Origin of the sequence: Paraburkholderia domus (assembly GCF_905220705.1) — a bacterium.
In the GTDB taxonomy this organism is placed as follows: Bacteria; Pseudomonadota; Gammaproteobacteria; order Burkholderiales; family Burkholderiaceae; genus Paraburkholderia; species Paraburkholderia domus.
Genome location: NZ_CAJNAT010000003.1, coordinates 148,994 through 175,387, shown reverse-complemented (window position 1 = coordinate 175,387; position 26,394 = coordinate 148,994). Strand labels below are relative to the sequence as shown.

Genomic DNA, 26,394 nt, shown 5'->3' with positions numbered 1-26,394 from the left:
AGCCGGGAAGTCACCCCTATAAGGAAGCACACGTAAAAACGCCCGCATGACGCGGGCGTTTTATTGACTCTGGCGTCGGGTGGCTAACGCCTATTTCCGTCCCATCAGCGTATCCATCGTTTCGCCGCGCACGACGATTTCCGTGCGCCGGTTCAGCGCGCGCCCTTCGGCCGTATCGTTGCTGGCAACGGGGTTGTTGTACGCGTTGCCTTTCGTCCGGATCCGCTCCAGCGCCACGCCGCGCGCCACGAGCGCATAACCTACCGCCGTGGCGCGTGCTTCGGAAAGCTGCTGGTTATAGTCGAGCGTGCCGACATTGTCGGTGTAACCCTCGACCAACACAGGTTTCTTGCTGCGCTTGAGCAGAACGGCTGAACGATTGATGACCGCCGCTGCATCGCCGCGCACTTCGGATTTGCCGAACTCGAACAGCGCGGCTTCGGGCAGCTTGACGGAGACGCCGTTGGCAACCGGTGTCACTTCGATGCCGACCGCCTTGTTCAGCGATGTCTCTTTATCGCGGTTCAGCGGCGCTGCGCAACCCGCCACCATCACCACAGACATTGCGCATACGGTAGCGCCCAGGAATGTTCTCATGTTTCTTTTTTCTCCTTCAATATCCGATCACATGGCCCGCGCTTCGATCGCGGACGGGCCGCCGACTTTGTAAAGCACAAAGGTTGTATCGCGCGTTGCTGGCCACGGAGAATCGGAACACTCTGAATTCGACATCCGATTGAAGCGGATTAGCTTCCGAATGGCTGTCAATGGAACTTCCTGAAGGGAAGGCAGCTGAGGGACTCGCGATCCTCTGACAACGGCGCCGTTATAATCCGACACCATGCCTATCCGTTTCGATGCCGCCGACGCCCACTGGCGCGTCACGCCCTTACCCGGTTTGAGCGCCGCCCAGAAAGACTGGTTGACCCGCGGTGGATCACTGACCGCGCATCTGCGCACGCTCGGCGCGGTGGCCGTGCGTGTGACGCGCGAAGCCGTCGCGCTGCCCTGGGCCGACGAACACGCCGCGCTTGGCCTCGTGCCGCGCGCGCCGGTGTGGGTTCGGGAAGTGGTGTTGTCGGTCGACGGCGTGCCGTTTGTCGCGGCGCATAGCGTCGCGCCGCTGGCCGCAAGCGTCGGCGTGTGGCAGGCCACGCGCCGGCTACGCACGCGGCCGCTCGCCGAGTTGCTTTACAGCGATAGCAGCGTCGCACGATCCTCGCTGGTCAGCCGCAGGTTGACTGCACGCCATCCGCTGTACCGGTTGGCGGCGCGTGAAATCGATGGCATGCCGCCGCACGTGCTGGTTGCGCGCCGCTCGGTGTTCGAGCGCCACGGTGCGCCGCTGATGGTGACTGAATGCATGTTGCCCGCGCTGTGGGCGCGTCTGGCGGCTTCGGCGCGCATGCCATCTGCGCACCCGGCGTCCGCGCACGCGCCGCAGCGCACGCATGTGCGGGAACATGGCCGGCCGCTCGAGCATACGGCGTCGCGCGCCCATGGTGTGCCGCGTGCGGAGCAAGAACACCTCTCCGAACGGGGCGCGCATGAATCCGGGCAAGCTCCGGAATCGGACAGTAAGGTAAAGCGCTGATGCTGCGCGGCTTCCCTCCCGTCGTCGCGGCGAATACGCATACGCTGATTCTCGGCAGCTTCCCCGGCGAGGCGTCGCTCGCGGTGACGCAGTATTACGCGCATCCGCGCAATCAGTTCTGGCGATTACTCGGCACGGTGCTCGACGAACCGCTACTCCCCGAACTCTCTTACGAAGATCGCCTGGGCCGCGTGCTATCGCATGGTATCGGCGTGTGGGACGTGCTCGCCGCATGCGAGCGCGAGGGCAGTCTCGACGCCGCCATCCGCAATGCCAGCCCCAACGATTTCGCTTCGCTGCGTGCCCACGCGCCGAAGCTTGCCAAAGTCTGCTTCAACGGCAAGACGGCGGGCCGCTTTGCGCCGGTGATCGGCGAAGCCGGCTACGTCACCCTCGTATTGCCTTCGTCGAGTCCGGCGAATGCTATGCTCTCGTTCGACCAAAAATTGCGTCTCTGGCGCGACATCCTTACATGACGAAATTGATCAAGCGCGCCTCGGCTGAAGCACGTGCTTTCCGCAACAAAGATGCTGAAACCGGCAACAACACGCTGAACAAACAGAAAGTAGTGCGCAGCAAAAAGCGCGCGCTACACGACGACGACCTGCACGACGCACCGCAAATCGAAGCACCGCGCAAGCCGCGTTTCGCGCCGGTCACGTTCTCGGAAGAAGGCGGCGTACGCTTCCTGCATTTCGGCACGGAATGGGTGCAAGGCGCGATGCGTCTGCGCAAGCCGGATCACGTCGAACTCGAATACGCGCAGCAGATGATGGCCTGGCTGCTGTTTATCGAAACGCCCAAGCGTATCGTTCAGCTCGGTCTGGGCGCCGCGGCACTGACCAAATTCGCGTACCGCTTCCTGAAGCGTGCGAAAGTCGAGGCGGTCGAAGTGAACCCGGCCGTGGTCGTGGCCGCGCGCACGATGTTCGAACTGCCGCACGACGATGCACGCCTGACCGTGCACGAAATGGACGCATGGGACTTCGTCAACGACCGCGCCAACCACGGCACGATCGGCGCGCTGCAAATCGACGTCTACGATGCGACCGCGCGTGGCCCGGTGCTCGACAGCGTCGGCTTTTACCGCGCGGTGCGCGCATGTCTGACCGAGGTGGGCGTGGTGACGATCAACCTGTTCGGCGATCATCCGAGCTTCGTGCGCAACATGAAGCGGCTCAACGAAGCGTTCGATGGCCGCGTGGTCGCGCTGCCGGAAGTGCACGATGGCAACCGCATCGCGATCGCCTTCTCGGGCCCGGCGCTCGACGTGCCGTTCACGGCACTGCAAGCACGCGCGAAGCTAATTGAAGCTGAACTCGGTTTGCCGGCGCGCAAGTGGATCAAGGGTCTGCAGGAATCGACCGGGCAGAACGGCGGTTCGTTCACGATCTGACGAGTGAAGCGGTCGGGCCGGGCAAGCCGGCTCGACTGCTGCAAGACCAAAATGGCCGTTGCCGTTGCGCTCACGCGACGGTCTTCATGGCCCCCAACCCATCGCGCATCGCACAGCGGGTCCGCTTCCCGCTTAAGGGCGCGCGCGTGAGGCATAGGTCACCCGGCCCCAGGCCTACGGCCGCAGCGAGCGGTCCTGCTCTTCGTCGAAGCATTGCCCCCGCCGCGTCAAAGCGCCGTCCTGCCAGCCTCAAGAGCATTGTCCCGCCTCGGGTCGTTCCTGCTTGACCGCACGTTCGCGGCTCCTATACTCTTTCGAAGCTTTCGGGGCGCCCGTGGGCATCAGCGAGGCGACCCCTCGCGGGGCGGCTAACCGCGGGGCGGCCAGCCGCTGTGGGATCCACCACCCGTCAAAACACGGGCCAACATTTCAATAATAGGGAAGAGGAGACGTCATGGCTCACGACGCCGACGCGAACAAAGCCAGCAAGCACTGGCTCTGGTTGCTGCTGTTGCCCTGGATCGCAATGATCTGGGTGCCGTCATATAACAAGGTCGAACCGCAGTTGTTCGATTTTCCGTTCTTCTACTGGTATCAGCTCCTGTGGGTGCTGATCAGCGCGATCATCACGGCGCTCGTGTACTTCAAGACCAAGACCCGCTCGACGGGCAGCTCGCAAGGGGGCGCAAAATAATGAACGCCACCGCAACATTCGTCTTCGTCCTGTTTTTCATCGGCGTCACCATTCTCGGTTTTATCGCGGCCCACTGGCGCAAGGGCGACTTGGCCCATCTGGAAGAGTGGGGCCTCGGCGGCCGGCGCTTCGGCACCGTCGTCACGTGGTTCCTGCTGGGCGGCGATCTGTACACCGCCTACACCTTCATCGCTGTGCCGGCGCTGGTGTTCGGTGCGGGCGCAACGGGTTTCTTCGCGCTGCCGTACACGATCCTGATCTATCCGTTCGCGTTCGTCGTGTTCCCGAAACTGTGGAGCATCGCCAAACGTCAGGGTTACGTGACTTCGGCCGACTTCGTCTCCGCTCGTTATGGCAGCCGCATGCTCGCGCTGGCGATCGCCGTGACCGGCATCGTCGCTACGATGCCGTACATCGCGCTGCAACTGGTCGGTATCGAAGTGGTGATCGGCGCGTTGGGTTTCGACACCAAGGGCTTCGTCGGCGATCTGCCGCTGATCATCGCCTTCGCGATTCTGGCGGCCTACACGTACACGTCGGGCCTGCGCGCGCCGGCGATGATCGCGGTCGTCAAGGACGTGCTGATCTACATCGTGATCTTTGCCGCGATCATCGTGATTCCGCCGCAACTGGGCGGCTTCGGCCATATCTTCAGCGTCGTGCCGCCGGCCAAGCTGCTGCTGAAGGCGCCGGACGTGTCGAGCCTGAACGGCTACAGCGCGTACGCGACGCTTGCGGTGGGTTCGGCGCTCGCGCTGTTCCTGTATCCGCACTCGATCACCGCGGTGCTGTCGTCGAAGTCGGGTAACACGATCCGCCGCAACATGGCAATGCTGCCGGCTTACTCGCTGGTGCTCGGCCTGCTCGCGCTGCTGGGCTTCATGGCTCTGGCTTCGGGCGTGAAGGACATGCCGGAATTCGCGCCGTACTTCAAGGCGTTCGGCCCGAACTTCGCAGTGCCGGCGCTGTTCCTGCACTTCTTCCCGTCGTGGTTCGTCGGCGTGGCGTTCGCGGCGATCGGTATCGGCGCGCTGGTGCCGGCGGCGATCATGTCGATTGCGGCAGCGAACCTGTACACGCGCAACATCCACAAGGAGTTCGTGAACCGCAACATGTCGCATGAGCAGGAGACCAACGTCGCGAAGCTGGTCTCGCTGATCGTCAAGGTCGGCGCGGTCGCGTTCATTCTCGGCTTGCCGTTGACGTATGCGATCCAGCTGCAACTGCTGGGCGGCATCTGGATCATCCAGACGCTGCCGGCTATCGTGCTGGGTCTCTACACGCGCGTGCTCGACTATCGCGGCCTCCTGATCGGCTGGGCGGTCGGCATCGCCACTGGCACGTGGATGGCGATTTCGCTGAAGCTGGCGGGCTCGATCTTCACGATCCACCTGTTCGGCATGGCGATCCCGGGCTACGCGGCGGTGTGGTCGCTGATCGTCAATCTGGTGGTCTCGGTGGTGGTGAGCCTCCTGGTGCGTATGTTCGGCATGCAGCGCGCCGAAGACCGCACCCGTCCGGAAGATTATCTGGACGTGGTCGAAGGCTAAGTCAGCCGGCCCATCCCGCTTGGAAAGGCAACGCCCGCAAACTAAAGTTTGCGGGCGTTTGTGTTTCTGGGGCAGTCCAGGGCAGGATAGCGGAACCGTCCTCCAAAGCGTCCGTCGCGCAGCCATGGCTTCTGCCGATTCCCATACCGTGAAGGGCCGCCGCTCGGCTATCAGCCGCATAGTGCGTGCGATCACGTCGCCGTACTACCGCTATCGCCATGCGAAGGTGCTGCATAGCTTGCGCGTCGGCCTCGCCATGCTGGTGTCGATTCTCGCGACCACCGGTATCGACATCCCTCACGGCATCTGGTCGTCGGTGACCCTGCTGGTGGTGATCGGCGGCTTGCAGCATCACGGCAATATCCGCAAGAAGGCCGCCGACCGGGCGGCGGGAACGCTGCTCGGCGCGGCGATCGGCCTTGCGCTGATCCTGTTGCAGAACCTGACCGGCTCGCTGCCGCTCACCTATGTGCTGATGTCGATCGTCGCGGCGATCTGTGCATGGTTCGCAATCGGCTCGTCGGGGTACATCGGTCTGCTGACGGCGATCACGATGTGCATCGTCGCGGGCCATGGCGACAATCTGATCGACGTCGGCCTGTGGCGCACGCTGAATGTGCTGATCGGCATCGTGATCGCGCTGGCGTTTTCGTTCGCTTTGCCGTTGCATGCGACCTATTCGTGGCGCTATGGGATCGCCGACAATCTGCGCGCCTGCGCTCAGATCTATACGCGTTTGCTGGAAGGCGAGACGATCAGCGAAGAGGAGCAGGTCAAACGCTTCCTCGCGATTAACAAGCGGCTGGTTCAGTTGCGCTCGCTGATGCCTTCGGTGGCGAAGGAGATCGATGTGCCGCAGGCCAAGCTCGAAGAAATCCAGCGGCTGCATCGATCGGTGCTCAGTTCGCTGGAATTGCTGGCAACCGGTCCGCTGATGCGCGCCGATGCTGCAGCGCGCTTGGCGTATGCGCAGGCGTGCGGCGTCGAGGTGCACGCCGTGCGCGGCATTCTGCTGGCGATGGCGCGTGGCCTGCGTTTTGGCCGCGCGACCCACTTCGGCATTCCGGCCGCGTCGCCGCTTGCACAGGTGCATCGCGACGCGTCGCTTGCGTTGCCGCACGACTTGCAAGGGCCGTATTGGCTCGGGCAGCGGCTTGCTGAACAGGTGGACCGCTTGCGCGCTTTGCTGCTGGAGACCGAGCCGAACTGGAACATCGAGCGGCATTCGCGCACGTTGCTGAAGGCTTAGGGCGGAACGCTCGTTCCCGACCGGCCGCTGCTGCAACTGCGACTTCAGCGCCGACTGCGGCAACCGGACCGGTCGCGCTTGCTGGGCTTACTCTTCCGGCACCGTCACCATCCAGCCGAGACCGAAGCGGTCCACCACCATGCCGAAGCCTTTGCTCCAGAATGTGGCCTGAAACGGCATCATGACCTGTCCACCATCGGCAAGCGCATTGAAGTATTTTTCGGCCGATGCGGCGTCGTCGGCCGTCAGCGACAGGTGGAAACCGTTCATCGGGCCTGCGGCGGGGTCGCAGTTGCCGTCGGACGCCATCCAGATCGTCGAGCCGAGCTTGACGGCTGCGTGCATGATCTTTTCTTCGGTGCCGGGGCGGATTTGGCCTTGCGCGTCGGGCGGTGCGTCCTTGTAGCGCATCTGGAATGTGACTTCGGCGCCGAGCTTCTCGCCGTAATACTTGAGCGCTTCCTCACAGCGGCCGTTGAAAAATACGTAAGGCTGAACGTACATAGTCGTCTCCCGGAATATGGGTTAGCGGCGCCGCGTTCCTTCGGCAAACGGCCACGAGGGAGCGGGCGTGCAGACGATTGTAGTCGTCTGTTGGGGCAGCGATTGTGACATTCTTTCGTAGGCGCCTGCGGGGCAGGCACGTATCAGAAGCGCGGCTGTAAACGGCACGCGGCCCTGAACCGGGGGCTCAGGGCCGCGTACTTGACTACACGCGACCACATGCGCGACCGCGCACTCAAGCGGCGAAGGCGAAGCTCAACGCAGTGCTTCGATCAGTTTTTCCAGCTTGACAGCGTCCGCAGCGAACGCGCGGATGCCTTCGGCGAGCTTTTCCGTTGCCATCGCTTCGTCGTTGACGAGGAAACGGAACGACGATTCGTCGACCGGCACGCGTTCGATGTCCGCGCCGTTGCCCATTTCAGGCGACAGCTTGCGCTCGACCTTGTCGGTGCTCTCCTGCAGCTTTTGCAGCAGGTCCGGGCTGATGGTCAGCAGGTCGCAGCCAGCCAGTTCCAGAATCTGGCCGGGCGTGCGGAAGCTCGCGCCCATCACTTCGGTCTTGTAGCCGAACTTCTTGTAGTACGCGTAAATGCGGCGCACCGATTTGACGCCCGGATCGTTGGCGCCGCCGTCTTTCGCTTCGTCCCAGGCACTGCCGGCGTTCTTCTTGTACCAGTCGTAGATACGGCCGACGAACGGCGAGATCAGTTGCGCGCCCGCTTCGGCACAGGCAGCAGCTTGCGCGAGCGAGAACAGCAGCGTCATGTTGCAGTGGATGCCTTCTTTTTGCAGCACTTCGGCGGCGCGGACGCCTTCCCACGTGGAGGCCAGCTTGATCAGCACGCGTTCGCGGCCGATGCCATGGTCTTTGTATAGCGCGATCAGTTCACGGCCTTTGGCGATCGACGCTTCGGTGTCGAACGACAGGCGTGCATCCACTTCGGTCGACACACGGCCCGGGATGATCTTGAGAATTTCGGTGCCGAACGCGATCAGCAACTGGTCGATGATTGCGGCTACCGGCTTCGACGCGTGGGCTTTCACGGTCTTTTCGAGCAGCGGCCGGTAGTCGTCTTTCTGGACGGCCTTCAGAATCAGCGACGGATTGGTGGTCGCGTCCTGCGGCTTGTACTGGGCAAGCTGCTGGAAGTCGCCGGTATCGGCGACGACGGTGGTGTATTGCTTGAGTTGATCGAGTGCGGTTGTCATGTTCGAGCCTTCATGGCGCGCGTGCGCCGTGGTTCAGGAGAAATGAGATCGCCACCGGACGGAAAGGGCAAAAACGGTTCCGGCGGCCGCGGGTCACGCTGCAGCGTCTGTCCGCCATGTTGCTGGAGAATTTTGGCGGAAAGCGCTGCCGGATGCTTCTATTCTATGGCGGATCGCCTGATGCAGTATTGACACTTGCGCCCGGCGATCCGTTCACGGGGATTTTGGGTGACTGATTTCCGGTGTCAATTGCCGGCGCCGACTTCTGGCCCCGACTGCCGGCACGGGTTCGCCGTTGACGAATTTTCGCCGGCGGTTCAGGCGCGCCGGGCGTTTAGCACCAGCTGGGTCAGCACGCCCGCCACCAGTCCCCAGAACGCAGAGCCGATCGACAGCAGGGTGAGGCCTGAGGCCGTCACCATGAACGTCACCAGTGCTGCTTCGCGTTGTTTCAGGTCCTGCATCGCGTTGGCCAGGCCGCTCATGATCGAGCCGAACAGCGCGAGCGCCGCGACCGAGACCACCAGCGCCTTCGGCAGGGCGGCGAACAGCGCCGCGATGGTTGCGCCGAAAATCCCGGCGATCAGATAGAAAATCCCGCACCAGACCGCAGCGGTGTACCGCTTGTCGCGGTTTTCGTGCGCTTCGGGACCGGTACAGATCGCTGCCGTGATTGCCGCAAGATTGATGCCGTGCGAGCCGAACGGCGCGAGCAGCAGCGAGGCGATGCCAGTCGTCGAAATCAGCGGCGCGGAGGGCGTGGTGTAGCCGTCCGCACGCAGCACGGCGATCCCCGGCACGTTCTGCGACGCCATCGCAACGACAAACAACGGAATGCCGATGCTGATGCTCGCCGCGACCGAAAACGCCGGCATGGTGAACACGGGATGCGCGAGCGCGACATGAAAGCGGCTGAAGTCGAGCAAGCCGAGGCCGCCCGCGGCAGCGGTGCCGACAATCAGCGTCGTCACGATCGCATAGCGCGGCGCGAGGCGTTTGAAGACCAGATAGGTGAAGAACATCGTCAGCACGAGCGCGGTCCGGAACTGCGCTGCGCGGAAAATCTCGATGCCGATCTCGAACAGAATCCCCGCCAGCAATGCCGAGGCGATGCCTGCCGGGATTTTTTTCATCAGCGCGTCGAACCAGCCGGTCAGGCCGACCACCGTCAGCAGCGCCGCGCAGACGATAAAAGCGCCGATCGCCTCAGGGTAGGCCACATGCGGCAGCGAGGACACCAGCAGCGCCGCGCCGGGCGTCGACCACGCAATCACGATCGGCGCGCGAAAGCGCAGCGAGAGGCCGATCGTACAGACGGCCATGCCGATCGACAGCGCCCAGATCCACGACGAAATCTGCGCATCGGTGAGATGCGCGGCCTGACCTGCCTGGAACATCAGCACAAGCGAGCTCGTATAGCCCGTCATCATCGCGACGAAGCCGGCGACAATGGCGGATAACGACGTATCGGCAAACGGTCTGAGCCGCCCGATAGGTGTGTTGGGAGGAGACAATTCGGGCGATGAAGACGGATTCATGCTGCAGCTTTCTTATAGTTGGGTGAAAACGTGACCTGATTATTTGCTCAGCATGCGCATCGCCGTTTCGAGTCCGGCGAGGGTGAGCGGATACATGCGGTGGCCGAGCACTTCGCGGATCGCGCTAACCGACTGCCGGTACGCCCACAAACCTTCCGGCTCCGGATTGAGCCACGCGTGGTGCGGGAAATGATCGGCTAGACGGCGCAGCCACACGGCGCCGGCTTCTGGGTTGTTGTATTCGACCGACCCGCCCGGTTGCAGCACTTCGTACGGGCTCATGGTCGCATCGCCGACGAAGATCAGCTTGTAGTCGGGCGTGAACTTGTGCAACACGTCCCACGTCGGCATGCGTTCGGCGTGACGGCGGCGGTTGTTCTTCCACAGGAAGTCGTACACACAGTTGTGGAAGTAATAAAACTCGAGATGCTTGAATTCGGCCTTGGCGGCGGAAAAGAGCTCTTCGGTGCGCTTGATGTGATCGTCCATCGAGCCGCCCACGTCGAGCAGCATCAACACTTTCACCTTGTTGTGCCGCTCCGGCACCATCTTCAGGTCGAGCCAGCCGGCGTTGGCGGCGGTGCTGCGGATCGTGTCGGGCAGATCGAGTTCTTCGGCTGCGCCTTCGCGAGCGAAACGGCGCAAGCGGCGCAATGCGACCTTGATGTTGCGCGTGCCGATTTCGACCTGGTCGTCGTAATCGCGATAGGCGCGCGCTTCCCACACTTTTACCGCCGTGCGATTGCCCGCCGCGTCGCCGCCGATCCGTACACCCTCAGGGTTATAACCGCCGTTACCGAACGGCGAGGTGCCGCCCGTGCCGATCCATTTGTTGCCGCCTTCGTGACGCTCCTTCTGCTCGTCGAACAGTTCCTTCAGGCGCTCCATCAGTTTGTCGAGGCCGCCCATCGCTTCGATCTGCGCTTTTTCTTCGGGCGACAGATCGCGCTGCAGCTTCTTCTTCAGCCAGTCGAGCGGGACGTCGAAGGCAAGCTCCGAGGCTTGCGCGACGCCGTTGAAATACGCGCCGAACGCCCGGTCGAACTTGTCGAAATACTGCTCGTCTTTGACCAGCGTGATGCGCGCGAGATAGTAGAACTCGTCGAGCGACGGCGCGATCACATTGGCTTTCAGCGCCTCGAGCAGCGTCAGGTATTCCTTTACCGACACCGGCAGTTTGGCGGCGCGCAGCGAGTAGAAGAAGTCGATCAGCATGCTGTATCCTGGGCGGCGGCGGTGGTGCGGCGCGGCGCCTTCATCAACGGTTGTTGCGGTTCATGAAGATCAGCCGCTCGAATAGGCTCACGTCCTGTTCGTTCTTCAGCAAGGCGCCGTGCAGCGGCGGGATGATCTGCTTCTGGTCGGACGAGCGCAGCGCTTCGGGCGGAATGTCCTCGGCGAGCAGCAGCTTCAGCCAGTCGAGCAGTTCCGATGTGGATGGTTTCTTCTTCAGACCGGCGACGTTGCGCAACTCGAAGAAGCTCTGCATCGCCGCGGCGAGCAGTTCCTTCTTGATGCCGGGGTAGTGCACTTCGACGATCTGCTGCATCGTCACCGGGTCCGGGAATTTGATGTAGTGGAAAAAGCAGCGGCGCAGGAACGCGTCGGGCAGTTCCTTCTCGTTGTTCGACGTGATGATCACGAGCGGGCGCTGTTTGGCGCGGATCAGCTCGTGCGTCTCGTACACGTAGAACTCCATGCGGTCGAGTTCGCGTAGCAGGTCGTTCGGGAATTCGATGTCGGCCTTGTCGATCTCGTCGATCAGGAGCACCGTTTGCTCGTCCGACTCGAACGCCTGCCACAACACGCCCTTCACGATGTAGTTGCGGATGTCCTTGACGCGCTCGTCGCCGAGTTGCGAATCGCGCAGGCGCGAGACCGCGTCGTACTCGTACAGGCCTTGCTGGGCCTTGGTGGTGGACTTGATATGCCACTGCAACAAGGGCATGCCGAGCGCGGCGGCGACTTCTTCGGCGAGCATCGTTTTGCCGGTGCCGGGTTCGCCCTTGATCAGCAACGGGCGCTTCAGCGTCATCGCGGCGTTGACCGCGAGCTTGAGGTCGTCAGTGGCGACGTACTGCGATGAGCCTTCAAAACGCATGGCGAGATGCTCTTTTTTGGGAAAAAACCCAGTATAAGTCAGAAGGCCTGTTGGCCTGAAACAGGCTCGCGTATGGTTTCACCCGCGGTGTCGGACGCCGGTTCGCGTGGGTATGCGGCGCTTGCGAGCAGCCTCAACTCGTCCGGCGTGCCCGGTGGGCGGGCGCGCCGGGCGTCGCGGGCAAGGCGCGCGGATTGCGGCAGGTGGCACGAAGCCATGCGGAACAGCCGCGGCGGCGCAAAATGGCGCTAGCCGTGGCTTTGCGGTGGCCGGATACGCCGCTGGCCCCGCGCGGTGGACGTTCGGCGCGGCGTCGCGGTACAATTAGCCCGATTTTTTTGGCCTGCGTGGCTACCCTATAAGAATAACGGCGCGGGCCGTTGCCTTTTTGGGCGCCCGTTTCCCCTCAAGCCAGGTTACATGCTATGAATAAATTCGTCGGCAAACACGTCGTGATCGCAGCGCTGTCGGTGCTCGCGGGCTATGCGGCCAGTGCGCAGGCAGCGGATGTCGTCGGCAACGCGAAGGCGGGCCAAGGCAAGGTCGCGATGTGTATTGGCTGCCACGGCATCCCTGAATACCGCACGGCTTACCCTGAGGTCTACCGCGTGCCCATGCTCGGCGGCCAGAATCAGGCGTACCTCGAGAACGCCATGCACGCTTACAAGAAGGGCGACCGCCATTTCGAAACGATGCGCGCGATCACCACGTCGCTGTCGGATCAGGACATCGCCGACATCGCTGCCTACTACGCGGCGCAAAATGCCTCTTCGAAGAGCAATCCCGACAAGTGATCGGCTGCGGTCACCCAACCGGTCACTCGGCTAAATATATTGCGGGATAGGAGAATTCATGAATAAGCCCCAACAGGCACTCCACACGGTGTTCAAGGCTGCATGCGCGTCGGCGGCAGTCATCGGTCTGGTTGCAGCGAACGTCGCGCACGCCGCAGACGCCGGCAACGGCAAGGTGCTGGCCGGCAACCACAACTGCGCGGCTTGCCACGGCGCCAACCTGAACAATCCGGTGAGCCCGGAATATCCGAAGCTCGCCGGTCAGCATTCCGACTACGTCTACTGGGCGCTGCGCCAGTACCAGATGGGCAACGGCAACCCGCACCTCGGTCGCAACAACGCGATCATGCAGGCGCAGGTGCAAAGCCTGTCGCCAAGCGATATGAAAGACATCGCGGCCTACATCGAATCGCTGGACGGCGGTCTGGTACAGAAGAAGTAACAGCGTCGCGTTGGGCTTTGCTTGCAGATTGAAAAACACCCCACCGAACGGCGGGGTGTTTTGCTTTGGGCGCCGTGATTCGCGCGGTGCGGCGGCTCGGAGAGGCTCAGGCGCGATCGCGGCGGGGCGTTTGGCACCCGTTCGGCACCTTTAAAACTCTTGAACTCGCTGACTGGCTTTGAGCCGTCCTTCAGTCGCGCGTGGCGCGCTGCTCGATACGCTGCAAGTAGGCGTCTGTATCCGGCGGAGTGCCGGTGCGTTGCGCTTCCCAGATGGTTTCGCCGAGGCAGTCCATGATCGCGTGCTGCGCCTCGTGGGTCGAGCCGAGACGGGCTGCGAGCCGCTCGTGGGCTGCGCGGATACCCGGCGGCTGGTCGATCGACAACTGTTCGGTGATGGCCAGATGCATCGACAGATGCAGGAACGGGTTGGTCTGGCCGCGTTCAGGCGAGTAGTCCTGAGCCTGAGCGGCTTCCGTGCTGGTTAGATCGGCGTGATATTCCGGATGCTCGACGATCCAGTCGGCCGCGATCGCTTCGAGCGGCGTCAGAATCTCGCCTTGACGCTGCTTGCGCCAGGTGTCGGTGAAAAATTGGCGGACTTCGTCGCGGCTGGGATTGAACATCGTGAGAGCGGTGAGGTTAGTGTGGGGCGCTTGAGGCGTGCGTGCAGGGCGTCATTTTACGCCGGGGCAACGTGGCTTGCTGGCGGCGCGCCGCTCTCAAAGATCTGGCGGTGGCGTCTTGGGCCGGAATTCGCACAGTGGCTCGATCACGCAATGCCAGCACTCCGGCCGGCGCGCTTTGCATACGTAACGGCCGTGCAGAATCAGCCAGTGGTGGGCATCCTGCTTGAACTCGGCGGGCGTGAATTTCTCCAGCGCCGCTTCGACAGCGCGGACGTCTTTGCCTGGTGCAAGCCCGGTTCGATTCGCAACCCGAAAGATATGTGTATCGACGGCAATGGTCGGGTGACCGAACGCCGTGTTCAGGATCACGTTCGCCGTTTTACGGCCGACCCCCGGCAAGCTTTCGAGCGCCTCGCGATCCTCCGGCACTTCGCCGCCGTACTGGTCGAGCAGAATGCGGCAGGTTGCGATCACATTCTTCGCCTTGGTCCGATACAGGCCAATCGTCCTGATGTAGCCGGCAACCCCTTCTTCGCCGAGATCGAACACCTTCTGCGGCGTGTTCGCGACCGGGAACATCTTGCGCATCGCCTTGTTCACCGACACGTCGGTGGCTTGCGCCGACAGCAGCACGGCAATCAGCAGTTCGAACGGTGTGGTGTACTCGAGCTCGGTCGTGGGATGCGGGTTGAGACTCTGAAGCGTCTCGTAGATGGCGCGGCGTTTGTTCGCGTTCATGCGCAGCGTAAGGTTAAAGTTAAAAGTTAGCGTTTCGTCGGCGGCGTATCGGTGTTGTCCGCGGCAAGTCCGAGACGGCGGCGACGTGCTTCGGCGGCGTCAATCTGCGCCTGTACGTCGGCGCTGACGCGTTCGGTGTTTTGCGGGCCTTGGCCCTTGGCGGCCAACTCATCTTTCTTCTGACGCGCACGCTCGAGCGCGGCCTGGATGATCGCGCGTTTTTTCGCTTCGGCGTCGTTCGCTATGGGCGCGGCAGGCGTTGCCGTGGCACCCGTTTCCGTCGCCTGAGCGGGTGTGCTGCTGACCGCTCGCCGCGCTGCAGCACGCGCCTCGGCAGCTTCGCGTTCGCGCGCAAGGCGGGCCTCGCGCCGGTTATGGCGCTCGCGCGCGGCGTCGGCTTGGGCTTGGCTCCATGCGCCCCAGCCGGTTGCTTCACCCGTGACCGGCGGCATCGCGATACAGTCGACCGGGCAGGGCGGTACACACAGGTCGCAACCGGTACAGAGCTCGGCGATCACCGTGTGCATCTGTTTCGGTGCGCCAACTATTGCATCGACTGGACACGCTTGCATGCACAACGTGCAGCCGATGCAAACTTGTTCGTCGATAACCGCCAGCGGACGCGGCCGCTCGATACCGTTGGCCGAATTGAGCGGAATGACGGGTTGGCCGAGCAGCGCCGCGAGGCGCGCGATGCCTTCAGCGCCACCCGGCGGACACTGGTTGTAGTTGGCCTCGCCGCTGGCGACAGCTTCGGCGTACGGACGGCATGCGGGATAGCCGCACTTCGTGCATTGCGTTTGGGGCAGCAGATCTTCGATGCGATCTGCGAGTGTTCTGGAATCGGTCACGGTCACGACGTTGGGGCTTGCCTCGTGGTTGCACAGCTCGCCGAGCGTGGATTAGGGAAAACACGCGGCAGGCCGGGGCAACACAAAAACGCTGCGAAAGCGCGCAAACACGCGCCAATATAGGCAAATACAGCCACGAATAGAGGCGTGAATGGCGGCACGAATCGAGGTAACTAAGCGCAAGCGCTGGGCTTGAACTAAATAGCACATTATCGCCGATTTCCCCAATTGCCATCCGCAATCCATGTGCCATAATCGAAGCGCTTTTTCGAAAGACCGCAGAAGGGTGTTCCCCCAACCAGCCCGTTCAGTGCTGTCGGTGCAAGGCCCGAGGAGAGGCCGGCGGCGCGATCCGGATAACGCGGCTCACGAAGACGATGCCACCATGAATCAGCCGAAAATCAAAAGAGATCCTGAAGGCACGCGGCGCCGCATTCTGCTTGCGGCGGCCGAAGAGTTTGCAAATGGAGGGTTGTTCGGCGCGCGCGTCGATCAGATCGCCCGCCGCGCGGAGACTAATGAACGCATGCTCTATTACTACTTCGGTAGCAAGGAGCAGCTTTTCACGGCTGTACTCGAGCACGCATTCAGCGCGCTCAATGAAGCGGAACGAGCGCTCGAACTGAACGGCATTGCGCCGGTCGAGGCAGTGACACGTCTCGCGCATTTTGTTTGGGATTACTACCGCGATCATCCCGAGTTGCTGCGTCTCGTCAACAACGAGAATCTGCATGAGGCACGCTACATGCAGAAGTCGACGCGCATCCGCGAAATGATCTCGCCGATCGTCGCCACACTCGGCGGCATTCTGGAGCGTGGTCAACGCGCCGGGCTGTTTCGTACCAACGTCGACCCGCTGCGCTTTTACGTGACGCTGTCAGGTATGGGCTACTACATTGTGTCGAACCGCTTCACGCTCGAAGCGACACTCGGTCGCGATTTCAGCAGTGCGAGCGAGCGCAGTGAAGTCATCCAGATGAACACTGAGTTGCTGCTTGCGTATCTGTTGCGGAAGTAAGCTGCAGCGCGGTGGCGCATCAACGGCATACGCAGCATCAAAAACGACAACGGCCTCTGGAGAAGAGGCCGTTGTTTATATCCAGGCGTGCGCCGTTCAGGCTTCGACTTTTTCCTTCGCTACCTTCGGCGCCGTGTTGTGCTCGAGGATGAAGTCACGCAGTTGCGGATAGATGATGGTGCGCCAGCGGCGGCCCGAGAAAATGCCGTAGTGGCCGCATTTTTCCGCGGTGAAGTGACGCTTGTTCTTCTCCGGAATGCCGCTGCACAGTTCTTGTGCCGCGAACGTCTGACCGTCGCCGGAGATATCGTCCAGCTCGCCTTCGATGGTGAAGAGCGCGGTCTTCTTGATGTCCTGCGGACGCACCCGTTCGCCTGCGACGTCCCACGTGCCTTCGGCCAGACTGAATTCCTGGAACACCACACGGATCGTGTCGAGGTAATAGTCGGCGTCCATGTCGAGCACGGCGTTGTACTCGTCGTAGAAGCGGCGATGTGCTTCCGCGTCGTCTTCGTCGCCGCGCAGGAGGCTCTGGTAGTAGTCCCAGTGCGAGGCTGCGTGACGCTCCGGATTCATCGCGACGAAGCCGGTGTGTTGCAGGAAGCCCGGGTAAACCTTACGGCCCACGCCCGGATAGTTCGGCGGTACCGTGAAGATCACGTTGTTCTCGAACCATTCATACGAGTGCTGCGTGGCGAGCGAGTTGACCGAGGTCGGGCTCTTGCGCGCGTCGATCGGGCCGCCCATCATCGTCATGGTGCGCGGCGTGTCTTCACCGCGGCTCGCCAAAAGCGAAATGGCAGCGAGCACCGGAACGGTGGGCTGACATACCGAGATCACGTGCAGATTCTTTGCACCGATGTGGCGGATGAATTCCTGAATGTAGGCAATGTAATCGTCGAGGTGAAACTCGCCTTCTTCGAGCGGCACCATGCGTGCATCGATCCAGTCGGTCAGGTAGACCTTGTGGTCTTGCAGCAACGTGCGCACGGTATCGCGCAGGAGTGTAGCGTGGTGGCCTGACAACGGTGCGCACACCAGCACGATCGGCTCATCTTTCAATTGGGTAACAGCGTCGCTGTCATCTGCGAAACGCTTGAAGCGCATCAGGCGGCAAAACGGTTTTTCGATGATCGTTTGTTCGATGATCGGAATGTTATGACCGTCTTTGACAATCTGATGAAGGTTGAACTCAGGCTTTTCGTAATCTTTGCCAAGCCGGTAGAGCAGTTCGTAACCGGCTGAGAGTCTTGTGGCACCGGGCACGTAGGCCAAAGGGCTGGCGGGATTCGCGAACGATTTCGACGCGGCCTGGGCCCAGGCGGTGAGGGGGCTTAACATCGCCCGTTGGAATTCGTGCAGTTGGTAGAGCATGGGTGCTCCGTTTTAGGCGGTTCGCATGGGGCTTGGCAAACACGCGTGTGGCGTTGCGGCAGGCCGTATTGGTTGTAGGCACATTGATTTTCGGCCAACAGTCTGCTCGATCATACTGAACAAAGCGTACTTGTGCAATGCAGCAATTTGCGCGCGGGCTGCGCGCAAACTGTCATCAAATCATGGTACTGGCGATGTTGCCGCACCGCTATCGGGGGTTGCCGCAGCATTAAGTTCTTCTGCCGTGGTGCCGTTATGCGGCGGCTGCCCGGTCGCCTGGGCCATCGCCTGTTCGTGCTTCATCAGGTTCAGGCCGGTGTGCACCAGCGCAACATGTGAAAACGCCTGCGGGAAGTTGCCGACCAGGCGCTTCGCGACCGGATCATACTCTTCCGCGAGCAGACCGACGTCATTGCAGAGGCCGAGCAGCCTCTCGTACATGGCAATGGCTTCATCCATGCGGCCCTGCAATGCCAGGTTGTCCACCATCCAGAACGAGCACGCGAGGAAGGTGCCTTCGCCGGGCGGCAGGCCGTCGTCGTATTCAGTGGTGCGGTAGCGCATCACGAAGCCGTCGTGCATCAGGTCCCTTTCAATTGCCGCCACCGTGCCCTTGACGCGCGGATCCGCCGGAGGGAGAAACCCGACCAGTGGCATCAGCAGCACGCTCGCGTCGAGCTGATCGGTGCCGTAGGCCTGGGAGAACGCGTTGAGCGCCGGATTCCATGCCTTGGCACAAACTTCCGCGTGGATTGTCGCGCGGGTTGCGCGCCATTCATCGAGTGGGCCGTCCAGCTTGAACATTTCGGCCGACCGAATGGCGCGGTCGTAGGCGACCCACGCCATCACCTTCGAGAAGGTGAAGTGCTTGCGGCCGCCACGGGTTTCCCAGATACCTTCGTCCGGCTCTTGCCAGATCGTGTCGAGGTGGCTGAGCAACGCGCGCTGCACATTCCATGCGGTGTCGTCCGCCTGCAGGCCGCCGACGCGCGCGAGATGCAGCGCGTTCATTACTTCGCCGTAAACATCGAGCTGGCGCTGTCCAACCGCGTTGTTGCCGATCCGCACGGGCTTGGCATCCTGGTAGCCCGGCAGCCAGTCGATTTCAAACTCGGGCAAACGTCGCTCGCCGGCGATTCCGTACATGATCTGTAACTGGTCCGGTGCGCCGGCCATCACGCGGCCGAGCCAGGTGCGCCATGCGCGGGCTTCGTCGTAGTAGCCGCCGCGCATCATCGCGAGCAGCGTGATGGTGGCGTCGCGCAGCCAGCAGTAGCGGTAGTCCCAGTTGCGCGTGCCGCCCAACTGCTCCGGCAGAGACGTGGTGGGTGCCGCGACAATGCCGCCGGTCGGCTCGTACGCAAGCGCCTTCAGCGTAATCAGCGAGCGGCGGATCTGCGCGGCCCATTTGCCTTCGACGGTGCTGCGCGCCGACCATTCGAGCCAATGGTTCTCGGTGCGTGCCAGCGACGTGTGCGGATCGCGGCCAGGCGGTATGCGCAGGTGCGAGGCCGCATAGGCCAGCGAAAACGGCACGCGCTCGCCTTCGCTCACGGTGAACTCGGCAACGGTCTTCATGTCCTCGCCACGCAAGTCGACCGGCGTGCGTAGCACCGCAGTGTCTGGGCCGACGATTGCCTTGATGCCGCTGTCGTGCTTCAGGCGATCGACCCACGGAATCGAAAAACCGTAATCGAAGCGCAGCACCAGTTCCATCCGCATCCGCACCGTGCCGCGTTTGCCGACCACGATCCGCACCATCTCCGACCAGCCGTTGCCGGGCGGCATGAAGTCGATCAGCGTGACCGCGCCTTCGGGCGTTTCGAAATCGGTTTCGACGATCAGCGTTTCGCCGCGATAGCGGCGCGTGATTTTGGGTGGCGTATCCGAGACCGGCGAAATCAGCCAGCGGCCGTTGTCGGGCGTGCCGAGCAGGGCGGCGAAGCAGGCACCGGAGTCGAAGCGCGGCCAGCAAAGCCAGTCGACGGAACCGTCGAGGGAGATGAGCGCAGCCGTGTGGCCGTCGCCGATGAGCGCGTAGTCTTCGATGAGTGCGGGCATGGAGGAGTGTGTCAGTTTTACGCGAGGCGAAGTCCGCCGCGCTTGGGGTCATTGTTGTTACCGGACTCGCGCGATGCGCTTTGGTTCAGCGCGCAATGCGGTAAAACGCGATTTGGTAATTGTCAAATCACTGCCTACAATCGTTTTTCATGCCGATGCGCGGCGCTCGCCGGATCATGCGTCGGCCTTGCCCATGGCGCATGCAGACGCCGTTTTCGAGGACCCAAGCGATGCTGAACCCGTCGAAATCAGATTGCATCACGATTCTCTCCGCCGCTAGCGAACTGGCCGACGATTCGATGTTGCCGCTCGATTATGGCCAGCTGGGTCTGAGCCGCAACGGCATGCTGGCCGCGGCGGCCTTTCTGATCGAACGGGCCTGCTTCCGGCGTCATCAGGAAGGTGACGGTCATTATGCCGTCGGCGGATTGTCGTTGCAGGGGCGTTTGCGCCTGGATCAGCTTTCGAACGGCTGACTGCCCATTGCGCGGGTTTGCGGCGCGCGATTGCTCGCGATTCTCCGCGGTTGTCTTGCATCTAGGGCGCATCTGTTACGCACGCACCGCCGCGTTGCTTCGTTGCGCCGTTTCGCTTTGTCGCGCAGTTTCACCGCTTCAATGTGCCACGTGTTGCACTGCCGCCGCCATTAGCGCGCGTGCCGTTCCCACCACTGGCACTCCGCTCGTGCGACACGTTGCCGGGCCGGCACCGCGCCCGGTCGTGCGTCCCTTGCTGCTCGTATTGCTGACTGCAGCCGCCTAGAAGTGCGACGACCCCATGCCGAAGATCCCAATGATGCCGATGATGATCAGATAGAGCGCGACGATGTAGTTCAACAGGCGCGGCATGACGAGAATCAGAATACCGGCGATCAACGAAACGAGCGGGCCCAGGCTGAGTGTGACGTTCATGAAGACTCCGTAGTGTGAGACGCGATTGAACAGACGGCCCGCCAGGCGGGACAATTGCTACACATGCATCGATATGCCGGCCAGCGGGGCACACCGGCCGAATCCGGCTGGCCGGACGCGGCCCGACCGATCGCGGCCCGACCGATCGCGGCCCGACCGATCGCGGCCCGACCGGATTCGATGCATGATCCGACGCAACGCTTTTATACTTGCCTCGATAAAACAATTCGACCGATAGCGCGGCAGACCAGAGACACCGTTACAACCGAATCAACCGAATAACCGATGTCCAGGAGGTCATATGCTTCGTAGTCACCGGGTCGCCGTGCGCGCGGTACCAGGCTCTCCTTCACCTTCTGCTGCTCAATCCACCTCATGGCGCGGCGGACGGCCAGTTCCTCTGCGCTCCGCCCGCTCGATAATAAAAGGTTTCGTGCTCATGGTCTCGATTGTTGCTTCGCATGCATTTGCGCAAGATTCCGGCCCGGTCCCTGCCGACGGCGTCTATGACATGCTGGTCGGCACTTACACCGGCGGTAAGAGCGAGGGGATCTACGTCTACCGCTTCGACACGAAGACCGGCGAAGCGACCCGTGTGTCGGTTGCGCAGACGGTCAACCCGTCGTTCCTGGTGGTGAGCCGTGACCGCCGCTTCGTCTACGCGGTCAACGAATTGCCCGGCGACAACGGCCCGGCCACGCAACGCGGCGGCATCAGCGCGTTTCGCTTCGACGCCGCGAGCGGCCAGTTGACCTTTCTCAACAACGTCTCGTCGAACGGTAATGACCCGTGCTATCTGAGCCTGTCGCCGGACGGCAAATATCTGCTGACCGCGAACTACTCGGTGGCGGCCGATCCGGGCGGCAGCTTCGCGGTGTTCCCATTGCAGGCGGATGGCCAGGTGGGCGCGTCGGTGCTCACCGTGCACCATGAAGGCGGTGGTCCGGTGAAGGGACGTCAGGACAACTCGCACGTCCACTCCACCGTGTTCTCGCCTGACGGCCACTACCTGTTTGCACAAGACCTCGGTGCCGACAAGCTTTACTCGTACCGCTACACGCCGGATGGCAGCCGCGGCCTGTTCGGCCCGACCGACTGGCGCTACACCCAGGAGAAAGCAGGCACGGGCCCGCGTCACCTGGTGTTCGGCGCGGACGGCAAGCATGCGTATCTGACGAGCGAACTGGCTGCCACGGTCAGCACCTTCAACTACGCCGACGGCAAGCTCACGCAGGTGCAAACGATCTCGCTGAACGAACCGGGCTTCAAGGGCGCGGTAGGCGCTGCGGCCATTCACCTGTCGCCGGACGGGCGCTTCCTGTACGCCACCAATCGCGGCGATGCGAACGAGATCGTGATCTTCTCGGTCGATCAGGCGAACGGTCATCTGAAGAAGGTCGGGCACCAGTCGAGCCTCGGCAAGTCGCCACGCGAATTCGCGATCGACCCGACCGGCAATTGGCTGATTGTCGGCAATCAGAACAGCGGCACGGTGTATGTGTTCAAGCGCGATCAGCAGAGCGGATTGCTCGAAGCTAATCCGAAGCGGATTGAGATCGATTCGCCGGTGGATTTCAAGTTGGTGTCGCCTTCGTGAGGTGGGGTTGCGGGCGGGTGATTTGAATGTACGCGCTCCCGGCGTGATGACCTTCTGGGACTGTGTCGGGGGGAATGTAAAGATTAGTTATAATCCGCGCGTTTAGCTTGCCCGGTTGACCGTCTCGAAAAATAGATGGGGTAAATTGTTCCTGCCGTTAGACAAAACGGCGCGGGTTTAGCAGCCTGCAGCGTAAGACCGCACTGCCCGCGAAAGTGGGTGGTGCTCAAACGTGCGCGCCTTCTATGGGCGGGCCGTGGAGGGGGAGCCGCAAGGCTCGCCGGTCTTGGTCTTACGCCCGGTCTGCTAACCCCTCTACGTGCCCGCTCACCCTATCTGTTAGCAAGTGTCGGGCGATTCAGGAACGAACCGGAAATCGCACCATGACAAAAATCACTAAACAGCTTCAAACTGCGTCACGTCCCCCGGTCGACGCACTTCAGTACGAGAAGCTCGCGCTTTCAACTTTCCACTTATGCGATCAGCAACTTGGCCAGCTTAATCGGCTGGTTAATCTGGCAAGCACAATCTATCGATGCCCGACCGTGACACGCGACGAACGGCAAAGCCAGCGCGCATTGCTGGAACTCCTGGTAGAGACGGTCGAAGGATATAAAAGTGATCTTGTGCGTGATCGCGAGTTGTATCAGGTCATCGCGCTTGATGCTAAAGGTGTACCTGAAAGCCGTATCACCGCGAAGCATGCCGCAGGCCTGCTTGCTAGTGCAGCAATAGCACATGCTGCAACGAGCGCAAGCATGTCTGTCGCACCGCTAACCAATGCTGACGCATAGCGCATAACCATGCGGTAGTCGCTGTAGCGTTGAGGGGGCTTTGCGTCCCTGTGAGAAACAAAGGCGTGAAGCGATCCACGCCTTTTTCTCATCGCCACGCTCATCTCTGTGGTGGTGGCTCGGTCATGCACGGTCAATGCGACGCCGTCTCTTCGTTCCTGCCAAGAACCACAGATCGACTGCAACGCAATCAGATTTTTCGGAATTGTCGTATATAAAAATATTTTACTCTCCTTAAAAATGCTTTCGCCTTCATCGGCGAAACGAACAACTAAAGGGAGAAAAATGAAATTCCGGACATGCCAGAGTGGCTCGGCCAGCATGCTGTGCCGCTTCCTCGCCGCATTCATGTTGTTACTGGTGGCGTTTGGTGCAAACGCGACCGACTGCTTCACGCTGTACTCAAATTCGGGCGCAACGCCCGGTACCAAGTCCTGCCGCCTCGACGTGGTCAGCAATACACCCGGTGGCATGGGGAACTATGCGTGCATCAACGACATCGCGCAGATCGACCAATGGTGTTCCGTTCCTGCGACGGATGAGCCAGAACAAAGCTGTCCGGTAGCCGATCCGGTTTATCCCGGCAATGGCGCGGTCACGCTGACGGAAGCGGATTTCGTCAGCGGCGACGATATGCCGATGTCGTTCACGCGCACCTATCGCTCCAAACCACTTGCGAAGAATGCGATCTCGATGGGACCGGTCTGGTTCCATAGCTGGCAGCGCAGTCTTGACCTTGCGAATGCGAACAGCGGCGGTTCATCCAAGGTTATTGCGTATCGCGCGAATGGTGAGCCTGTCACGTTCAACTGGTCGGCGGGCACTTGGCGCACGGCTGGCTTTACTGGTCTCGCGCTTGCGCAGAACGCGTCCGGCTGGACGCTTACTGATCTTCAGACGGAGACAGTCGAGTCGTACTCGGCGCAAGGGGTCCTGCTGTCGGAGGAGACGAAGACCCGGTTTATCCGCACGGCAACCTACGATGCATCGGGTCTGTTAACCGCCATCACTCAGCATGCTGCCGGCACGGACGCGAACAAGGACATTACGCTTCGACTCGACTATGACGACAAGCGTCGTCTGTCTCGCCTGAACGATCCTTTGGGGCGAATGACGCAGTACGGTTACGACGCGAATGGCAATCTCGTTTCCGTTACGTGGCCGGATGACTATACACACCGCTACGCCTATGAAGATTCCCGGTTCAAGAATGCGCTGACGGGCGAGATCAACGAAGTCGGCACGCGTGTCGCGGCGTGGACTTATGACTCGCAAGGTCGGGCAGTGGCGGTCGACCATCCTGACTCTGCACGCAATGTGCAATTTGCCTATAACGCCGGCTCTACGGTTATTACCGGTAGCAAGCGCACCACCACGTTGAACATGTCGTCGATTGGCGGCGTGCTGCGGCCAACCACTAGCACGTCGGCGGCGGGTAATGCGAGCAGCGCATGGGACGCGTCGGGCAATCTGCTGAAAGATACGGACGCAAGCGGCGGAACGTCGGAGTACAGCTACGACGAAACTGGGCGTCCGATCAAGACGACCGTTAAGAGCGTGTCGAGGACTTCGATATCGACGATTCGCTATGCCGATGCGACGAGCTTGCGTCCGTCGATGATTGCTTCGCCGAACCTGATTCAGTCATTCGTCTACGACGCTCGCGGAAACACGACGGGTATCGGCGAGACGCCCACCAGCGATGCGACCGGGGCCAGCGGGTTCGATGCGCCGAAGGCTGAAGGTGCTGTCACGATGGCTTACGGGATCACGTACGACGCGACGAACCGCGTTGCATTTGTCCAGCAGACGTCAGACGGAAAAGTGACGGGAAAATGGCGCGTAACTCGCGATGCGACTGGCAACGTGTTTTCGATCGCCACCGTCGAGGATCAGCCTGTCGCCTCCGAAGCTATCTCGCGCGACGCGGCGCACCGCATCCAGTATGGCTATAACCCAACGGGCGACTATTTCCTGCGCTATGACCAGCGCGGACGTATCGACCTCTTCAAGTTCCAGGAGTATGCAAGTCCTGCGAACGGCGGTATCCGGCGGATTCTAAAAGTCAGGTTCACGTATTCGCCCGATGGTCAGGTCGTGTCACGTACGGGTACGGTTGCCAGAAACGGCAGTCTGCTCGACTTGAACGACGGCACGGATATCCCGGTTGGCGATGAGGAAATCAATCAGTGGATTGATAACTACAACTACGGGGACTCGCCTATAGCGCCCCCGGCAAATCTTCAGGGCGCACGTCAGCTTCTCGGTGCTTCTTCGCTTTCGGCTTCGACTGTCTGTGGTGGTTGCCATTTCTCGGCAGGGTTGATCGATGGCGCGGCACGGGGAATCGTGCTCGTCTGGCGGCTCATCAATAATCCGGCTGTCAAATACGGCATCGGTCAAGGAGCAAGGAAAGCGGCGGAGAACTGGGACCGTATCAAGCAGATGTGTAAGCCTGCTGCGGAAACGGAGGTGGATGGGATTCCGCCGGGGCGGATTACGTCGGAATACACTGATATCACCGCACGCAATAGCATCCGCAACATCAAGACCGACGTTGAAAAAGCGGAGTTCGAGGCGAATCTGCTCGACAGCGGCTACGTAAAGACATTGAGTAAAGACGGGAAGGCTGACATTTTCACGAAAGGTGATAAAACATACACTGTTCGAGACGAGTCGAACGCAGGTTATCCGACTGCTGACGTTTATATCAACGGCGCCAAGACAACCAAGATAAGGTTGAAGTGAAATGAGAAAGCAGATTTTTGTCGACGATACGGCTGAGTTTCATGAGTTGTGGGTACGCGCCACCGCGGGCGTAAGCATGCTCCGGTGCGCCCCGCAACATGAGATTGTCTATTTTGATTCGGCGATCGTTACCACGCACCACTTCTACCAATTTGTCAGAGACCTGTTTCGCTTCACCAATCCGACTGGGGACAGCTTTGCGTTTGTAGGTTTGCGTCCTGATCCGGTTGGATATTTCTTCCATCATTTTTCGAAGTTTCCGGCAATCATCTTTCAGCCGACTGATAGCGAAGCCGACTACTGCACGATGCTGCAAGCGGATCCGGGCGGTAGCCCTGCCGATGCTCTCGCATTTAATACATGGGCTTATGTGGTTTTGCCGTCGTCCGGTGATTGGATAGCATATGGTGACGATTCTAAGGAGATCGCAGTTTTCTCTGGGGCACCTGGAGTCAATGAATTTGCGCGGGCAGCCTTAGCCCGTGACATTGTGCAACCGGCCCCGGATTTCAAAATCATTGACTAGCACGCCGTAGAACGTTCCTATAGTGGATCAAACGAAGAAGGCGCGAGCAATTGCGCCTTCTTGTCTAAGGCGGTCTG

The 26,394-nt window shown here is 61.3% G+C and carries 26 protein-coding genes; 14 read left to right on the top strand and 12 right to left on the bottom strand.

The annotated features are described in order from the left end of the window. Nucleotides 1-90 precede the first annotated feature (90 nt). A complete protein-coding gene (locus KHO31_RS08635; protein WP_211623062.1) occupies nucleotides 91-597 on the bottom strand; it encodes an OmpA family protein in 507 nt (168 codons plus the stop codon). Nucleotides 598-841: 244 nt separating this feature from the next. On the opposite strand from KHO31_RS08635, the gene KHO31_RS08630 reads away from it, so the two are divergent. The 6 genes from KHO31_RS08630 (at nucleotide 842) to KHO31_RS08605 (ending at nucleotide 6,483) form a co-directional block, all read left to right on the top strand. Further along, nucleotides 842-1,594, top strand: coding sequence for a chorismate--pyruvate lyase family protein (locus tag KHO31_RS08630; protein WP_201074990.1), 753 nt, complete (start codon nucleotides 842-844; stop codon nucleotides 1,592-1,594). Beyond that, complete coding sequence (locus tag KHO31_RS08625) at nucleotides 1,594-2,070, top strand: DNA-deoxyinosine glycosylase (protein ID WP_201074991.1); 477 nt, start codon at nucleotides 1,594-1,596, stop codon at nucleotides 2,068-2,070. The genes KHO31_RS08630 and KHO31_RS08625 overlap by 1 nt, the downstream gene beginning before the upstream one ends. After that, entirely contained in the window at nucleotides 2,067-2,990 is a 924-nt protein-coding gene (locus KHO31_RS08620) for a class I SAM-dependent methyltransferase (protein ID WP_211623060.1), read from the top strand. Before KHO31_RS08625 ends, KHO31_RS08620 begins: the two co-directional genes overlap by 4 nt. Before the next feature lie 454 nt (nucleotides 2,991-3,444). Next, nucleotides 3,445-3,684, top strand: coding sequence for a DUF3311 domain-containing protein (locus KHO31_RS08615; protein WP_201074995.1), 240 nt, complete (start codon nucleotides 3,445-3,447; stop codon nucleotides 3,682-3,684). Then, on the top strand, nucleotides 3,684-5,234 hold the full coding sequence (gene mctP / locus KHO31_RS08610; protein WP_201074997.1) for a monocarboxylate uptake permease MctP: 1,551 nt from the start codon (nucleotides 3,684-3,686) through the stop codon (nucleotides 5,232-5,234). The genes KHO31_RS08615 and mctP overlap by 1 nt, the downstream gene beginning before the upstream one ends. Before the next feature lie 124 nt (nucleotides 5,235-5,358). Continuing rightward, complete coding sequence (locus KHO31_RS08605) at nucleotides 5,359-6,483, top strand: FUSC family protein (RefSeq protein ID WP_201074999.1); 1,125 nt, start codon at nucleotides 5,359-5,361, stop codon at nucleotides 6,481-6,483. 87 nt (nucleotides 6,484-6,570) lie between these two features. On the opposite strand, the gene KHO31_RS08600 is transcribed toward KHO31_RS08605, so the two are convergent. From KHO31_RS08600 to KHO31_RS08580, 5 genes are all read right to left on the bottom strand, one after another. Further along, a complete protein-coding gene (locus KHO31_RS08600; RefSeq protein WP_201075001.1) occupies nucleotides 6,571-6,987 on the bottom strand; it encodes a VOC family protein in 417 nt (138 codons plus the stop codon). 255 nt (nucleotides 6,988-7,242) lie between these two features. Then, on the bottom strand, nucleotides 7,243-8,196 hold the full coding sequence (gene tal / locus KHO31_RS08595; protein ID WP_201075002.1) for a transaldolase: 954 nt from the start codon (nucleotides 8,194-8,196) through the stop codon (nucleotides 7,243-7,245). A gap of 317 nt (nucleotides 8,197-8,513) precedes the next feature. After that, a complete protein-coding gene (locus tag KHO31_RS08590) occupies nucleotides 8,514-9,734 on the bottom strand; it encodes a benzoate/H(+) symporter BenE family transporter (protein WP_201075003.1) in 1,221 nt (406 codons plus the stop codon). 39 nt (nucleotides 9,735-9,773) lie between these two features. Continuing rightward, nucleotides 9,774-10,949, bottom strand: a complete 1,176-nt coding sequence (locus KHO31_RS08585; protein WP_201075004.1) for a vWA domain-containing protein — start codon at nucleotides 10,947-10,949, stop codon at nucleotides 9,774-9,776. A 43-nt stretch (nucleotides 10,950-10,992) separates the two neighbouring features. Further along, nucleotides 10,993-11,835 carry an AAA family ATPase gene (locus KHO31_RS08580; RefSeq protein WP_012432267.1) on the bottom strand — a complete coding sequence of 281 codons (843 nt, stop codon included), beginning with the start codon at nucleotides 11,833-11,835 and terminating at the stop codon, nucleotides 10,993-10,995. Between the two features lie 425 nt (nucleotides 11,836-12,260). On the opposite strand from KHO31_RS08580, the gene KHO31_RS08575 reads away from it, so the two are divergent. Together KHO31_RS08575 and KHO31_RS08570 are read left to right on the top strand one after the other, a co-directional pair. After that, nucleotides 12,261-12,629 carry a c-type cytochrome gene (locus tag KHO31_RS08575; RefSeq protein ID WP_201075005.1) on the top strand — a complete coding sequence of 123 codons (369 nt, stop codon included), beginning with the start codon at nucleotides 12,261-12,263 and terminating at the stop codon, nucleotides 12,627-12,629. A 58-nt stretch (nucleotides 12,630-12,687) separates the two neighbouring features. After that, nucleotides 12,688-13,071: a c-type cytochrome gene (locus KHO31_RS08570; protein ID WP_201075006.1), complete on the top strand. Its 384-nt coding sequence runs from the start codon at nucleotides 12,688-12,690 to the stop codon at nucleotides 13,069-13,071. Between the two features lie 190 nt (nucleotides 13,072-13,261). Here KHO31_RS08570 and KHO31_RS08565 read toward each other — a convergent pair whose 3' ends face one another. The 3 genes from KHO31_RS08565 to rsxB form a co-directional block, all read right to left on the bottom strand. Then, a complete protein-coding gene (locus KHO31_RS08565) occupies nucleotides 13,262-13,696 on the bottom strand; it encodes a DUF1841 family protein (RefSeq protein WP_054035021.1) in 435 nt (144 codons plus the stop codon). Between the two features lie 96 nt (nucleotides 13,697-13,792). Further along, nucleotides 13,793-14,437 carry an endonuclease III gene (gene nth / locus KHO31_RS08560; protein ID WP_097391796.1) on the bottom strand — a complete coding sequence of 215 codons (645 nt, stop codon included), beginning with the start codon at nucleotides 14,435-14,437 and terminating at the stop codon, nucleotides 13,793-13,795. Nucleotides 14,438-14,463: 26 nt separating this feature from the next. Beyond that, nucleotides 14,464-15,288, bottom strand: a complete 825-nt coding sequence (gene rsxB / locus KHO31_RS08555; protein ID WP_201075007.1) for an electron transport complex subunit RsxB — start codon at nucleotides 15,286-15,288, stop codon at nucleotides 14,464-14,466. A gap of 385 nt (nucleotides 15,289-15,673) precedes the next feature. Between rsxB and KHO31_RS08550 the strand changes: the two genes are divergently transcribed. Further along, nucleotides 15,674-16,306, top strand: coding sequence for a TetR/AcrR family transcriptional regulator (locus tag KHO31_RS08550; RefSeq protein ID WP_201075008.1), 633 nt, complete (start codon nucleotides 15,674-15,676; stop codon nucleotides 16,304-16,306). A gap of 96 nt (nucleotides 16,307-16,402) precedes the next feature. On the opposite strand, the gene KHO31_RS08545 is transcribed toward KHO31_RS08550, so the two are convergent. Both KHO31_RS08545 and KHO31_RS08540 read right to left on the bottom strand, forming a co-directional pair. Beyond that, the gene (locus tag KHO31_RS08545) at nucleotides 16,403-17,680 is read right to left on the bottom strand and encodes a polyhydroxyalkanoate depolymerase (RefSeq protein WP_201075010.1); all 1,278 of its coding nucleotides are present in this window, start codon (nucleotides 17,678-17,680) and stop codon (nucleotides 16,403-16,405) included. 180 nt (nucleotides 17,681-17,860) lie between these two features. Next, nucleotides 17,861-19,741 carry a glycoside hydrolase family 15 protein gene (locus KHO31_RS08540; RefSeq protein WP_201075012.1) on the bottom strand — a complete coding sequence of 627 codons (1,881 nt, stop codon included), beginning with the start codon at nucleotides 19,739-19,741 and terminating at the stop codon, nucleotides 17,861-17,863. 230 nt (nucleotides 19,742-19,971) lie between these two features. Here KHO31_RS08540 and KHO31_RS08535 point away from each other — a divergent pair, with 230 nt between their 5' ends. After that, complete coding sequence (locus KHO31_RS08535; RefSeq protein ID WP_201075015.1) at nucleotides 19,972-20,217, top strand: hypothetical protein; 246 nt, start codon at nucleotides 19,972-19,974, stop codon at nucleotides 20,215-20,217. 282 nt (nucleotides 20,218-20,499) lie between these two features. On the opposite strand, the gene KHO31_RS08530 is transcribed toward KHO31_RS08535, so the two are convergent. Beyond that, entirely contained in the window at nucleotides 20,500-20,652 is a 153-nt protein-coding gene (locus KHO31_RS08530; protein ID WP_154559008.1) for a DUF3096 domain-containing protein, read from the bottom strand. A gap of 301 nt (nucleotides 20,653-20,953) precedes the next feature. Between KHO31_RS08530 and KHO31_RS08525 the strand changes: the two genes are divergently transcribed. The 4 genes from KHO31_RS08525 (at nucleotide 20,954) to KHO31_RS08510 (ending at nucleotide 26,317) form a co-directional block, all read left to right on the top strand. After that, nucleotides 20,954-22,249, top strand: coding sequence for a lactonase family protein (locus KHO31_RS08525; RefSeq protein WP_201075017.1), 1,296 nt, complete (start codon nucleotides 20,954-20,956; stop codon nucleotides 22,247-22,249). Nucleotides 22,250-22,632: 383 nt separating this feature from the next. Then, nucleotides 22,633-23,043, top strand: coding sequence for a hypothetical protein (locus tag KHO31_RS08520; RefSeq protein WP_169486670.1), 411 nt, complete (start codon nucleotides 22,633-22,635; stop codon nucleotides 23,041-23,043). A 108-nt stretch (nucleotides 23,044-23,151) separates the two neighbouring features. Next, a complete protein-coding gene (locus KHO31_RS08515; protein WP_236061159.1) occupies nucleotides 23,152-25,791 on the top strand; it encodes a DUF6531 domain-containing protein in 2,640 nt (879 codons plus the stop codon). A gap of 1 nt (nucleotide 25,792) precedes the next feature. Next, a complete protein-coding gene (locus tag KHO31_RS08510) occupies nucleotides 25,793-26,317 on the top strand; it encodes a hypothetical protein (RefSeq protein ID WP_201075019.1) in 525 nt (174 codons plus the stop codon). The last annotated feature ends 77 nt before the right edge of the window (nucleotides 26,318-26,394 follow it).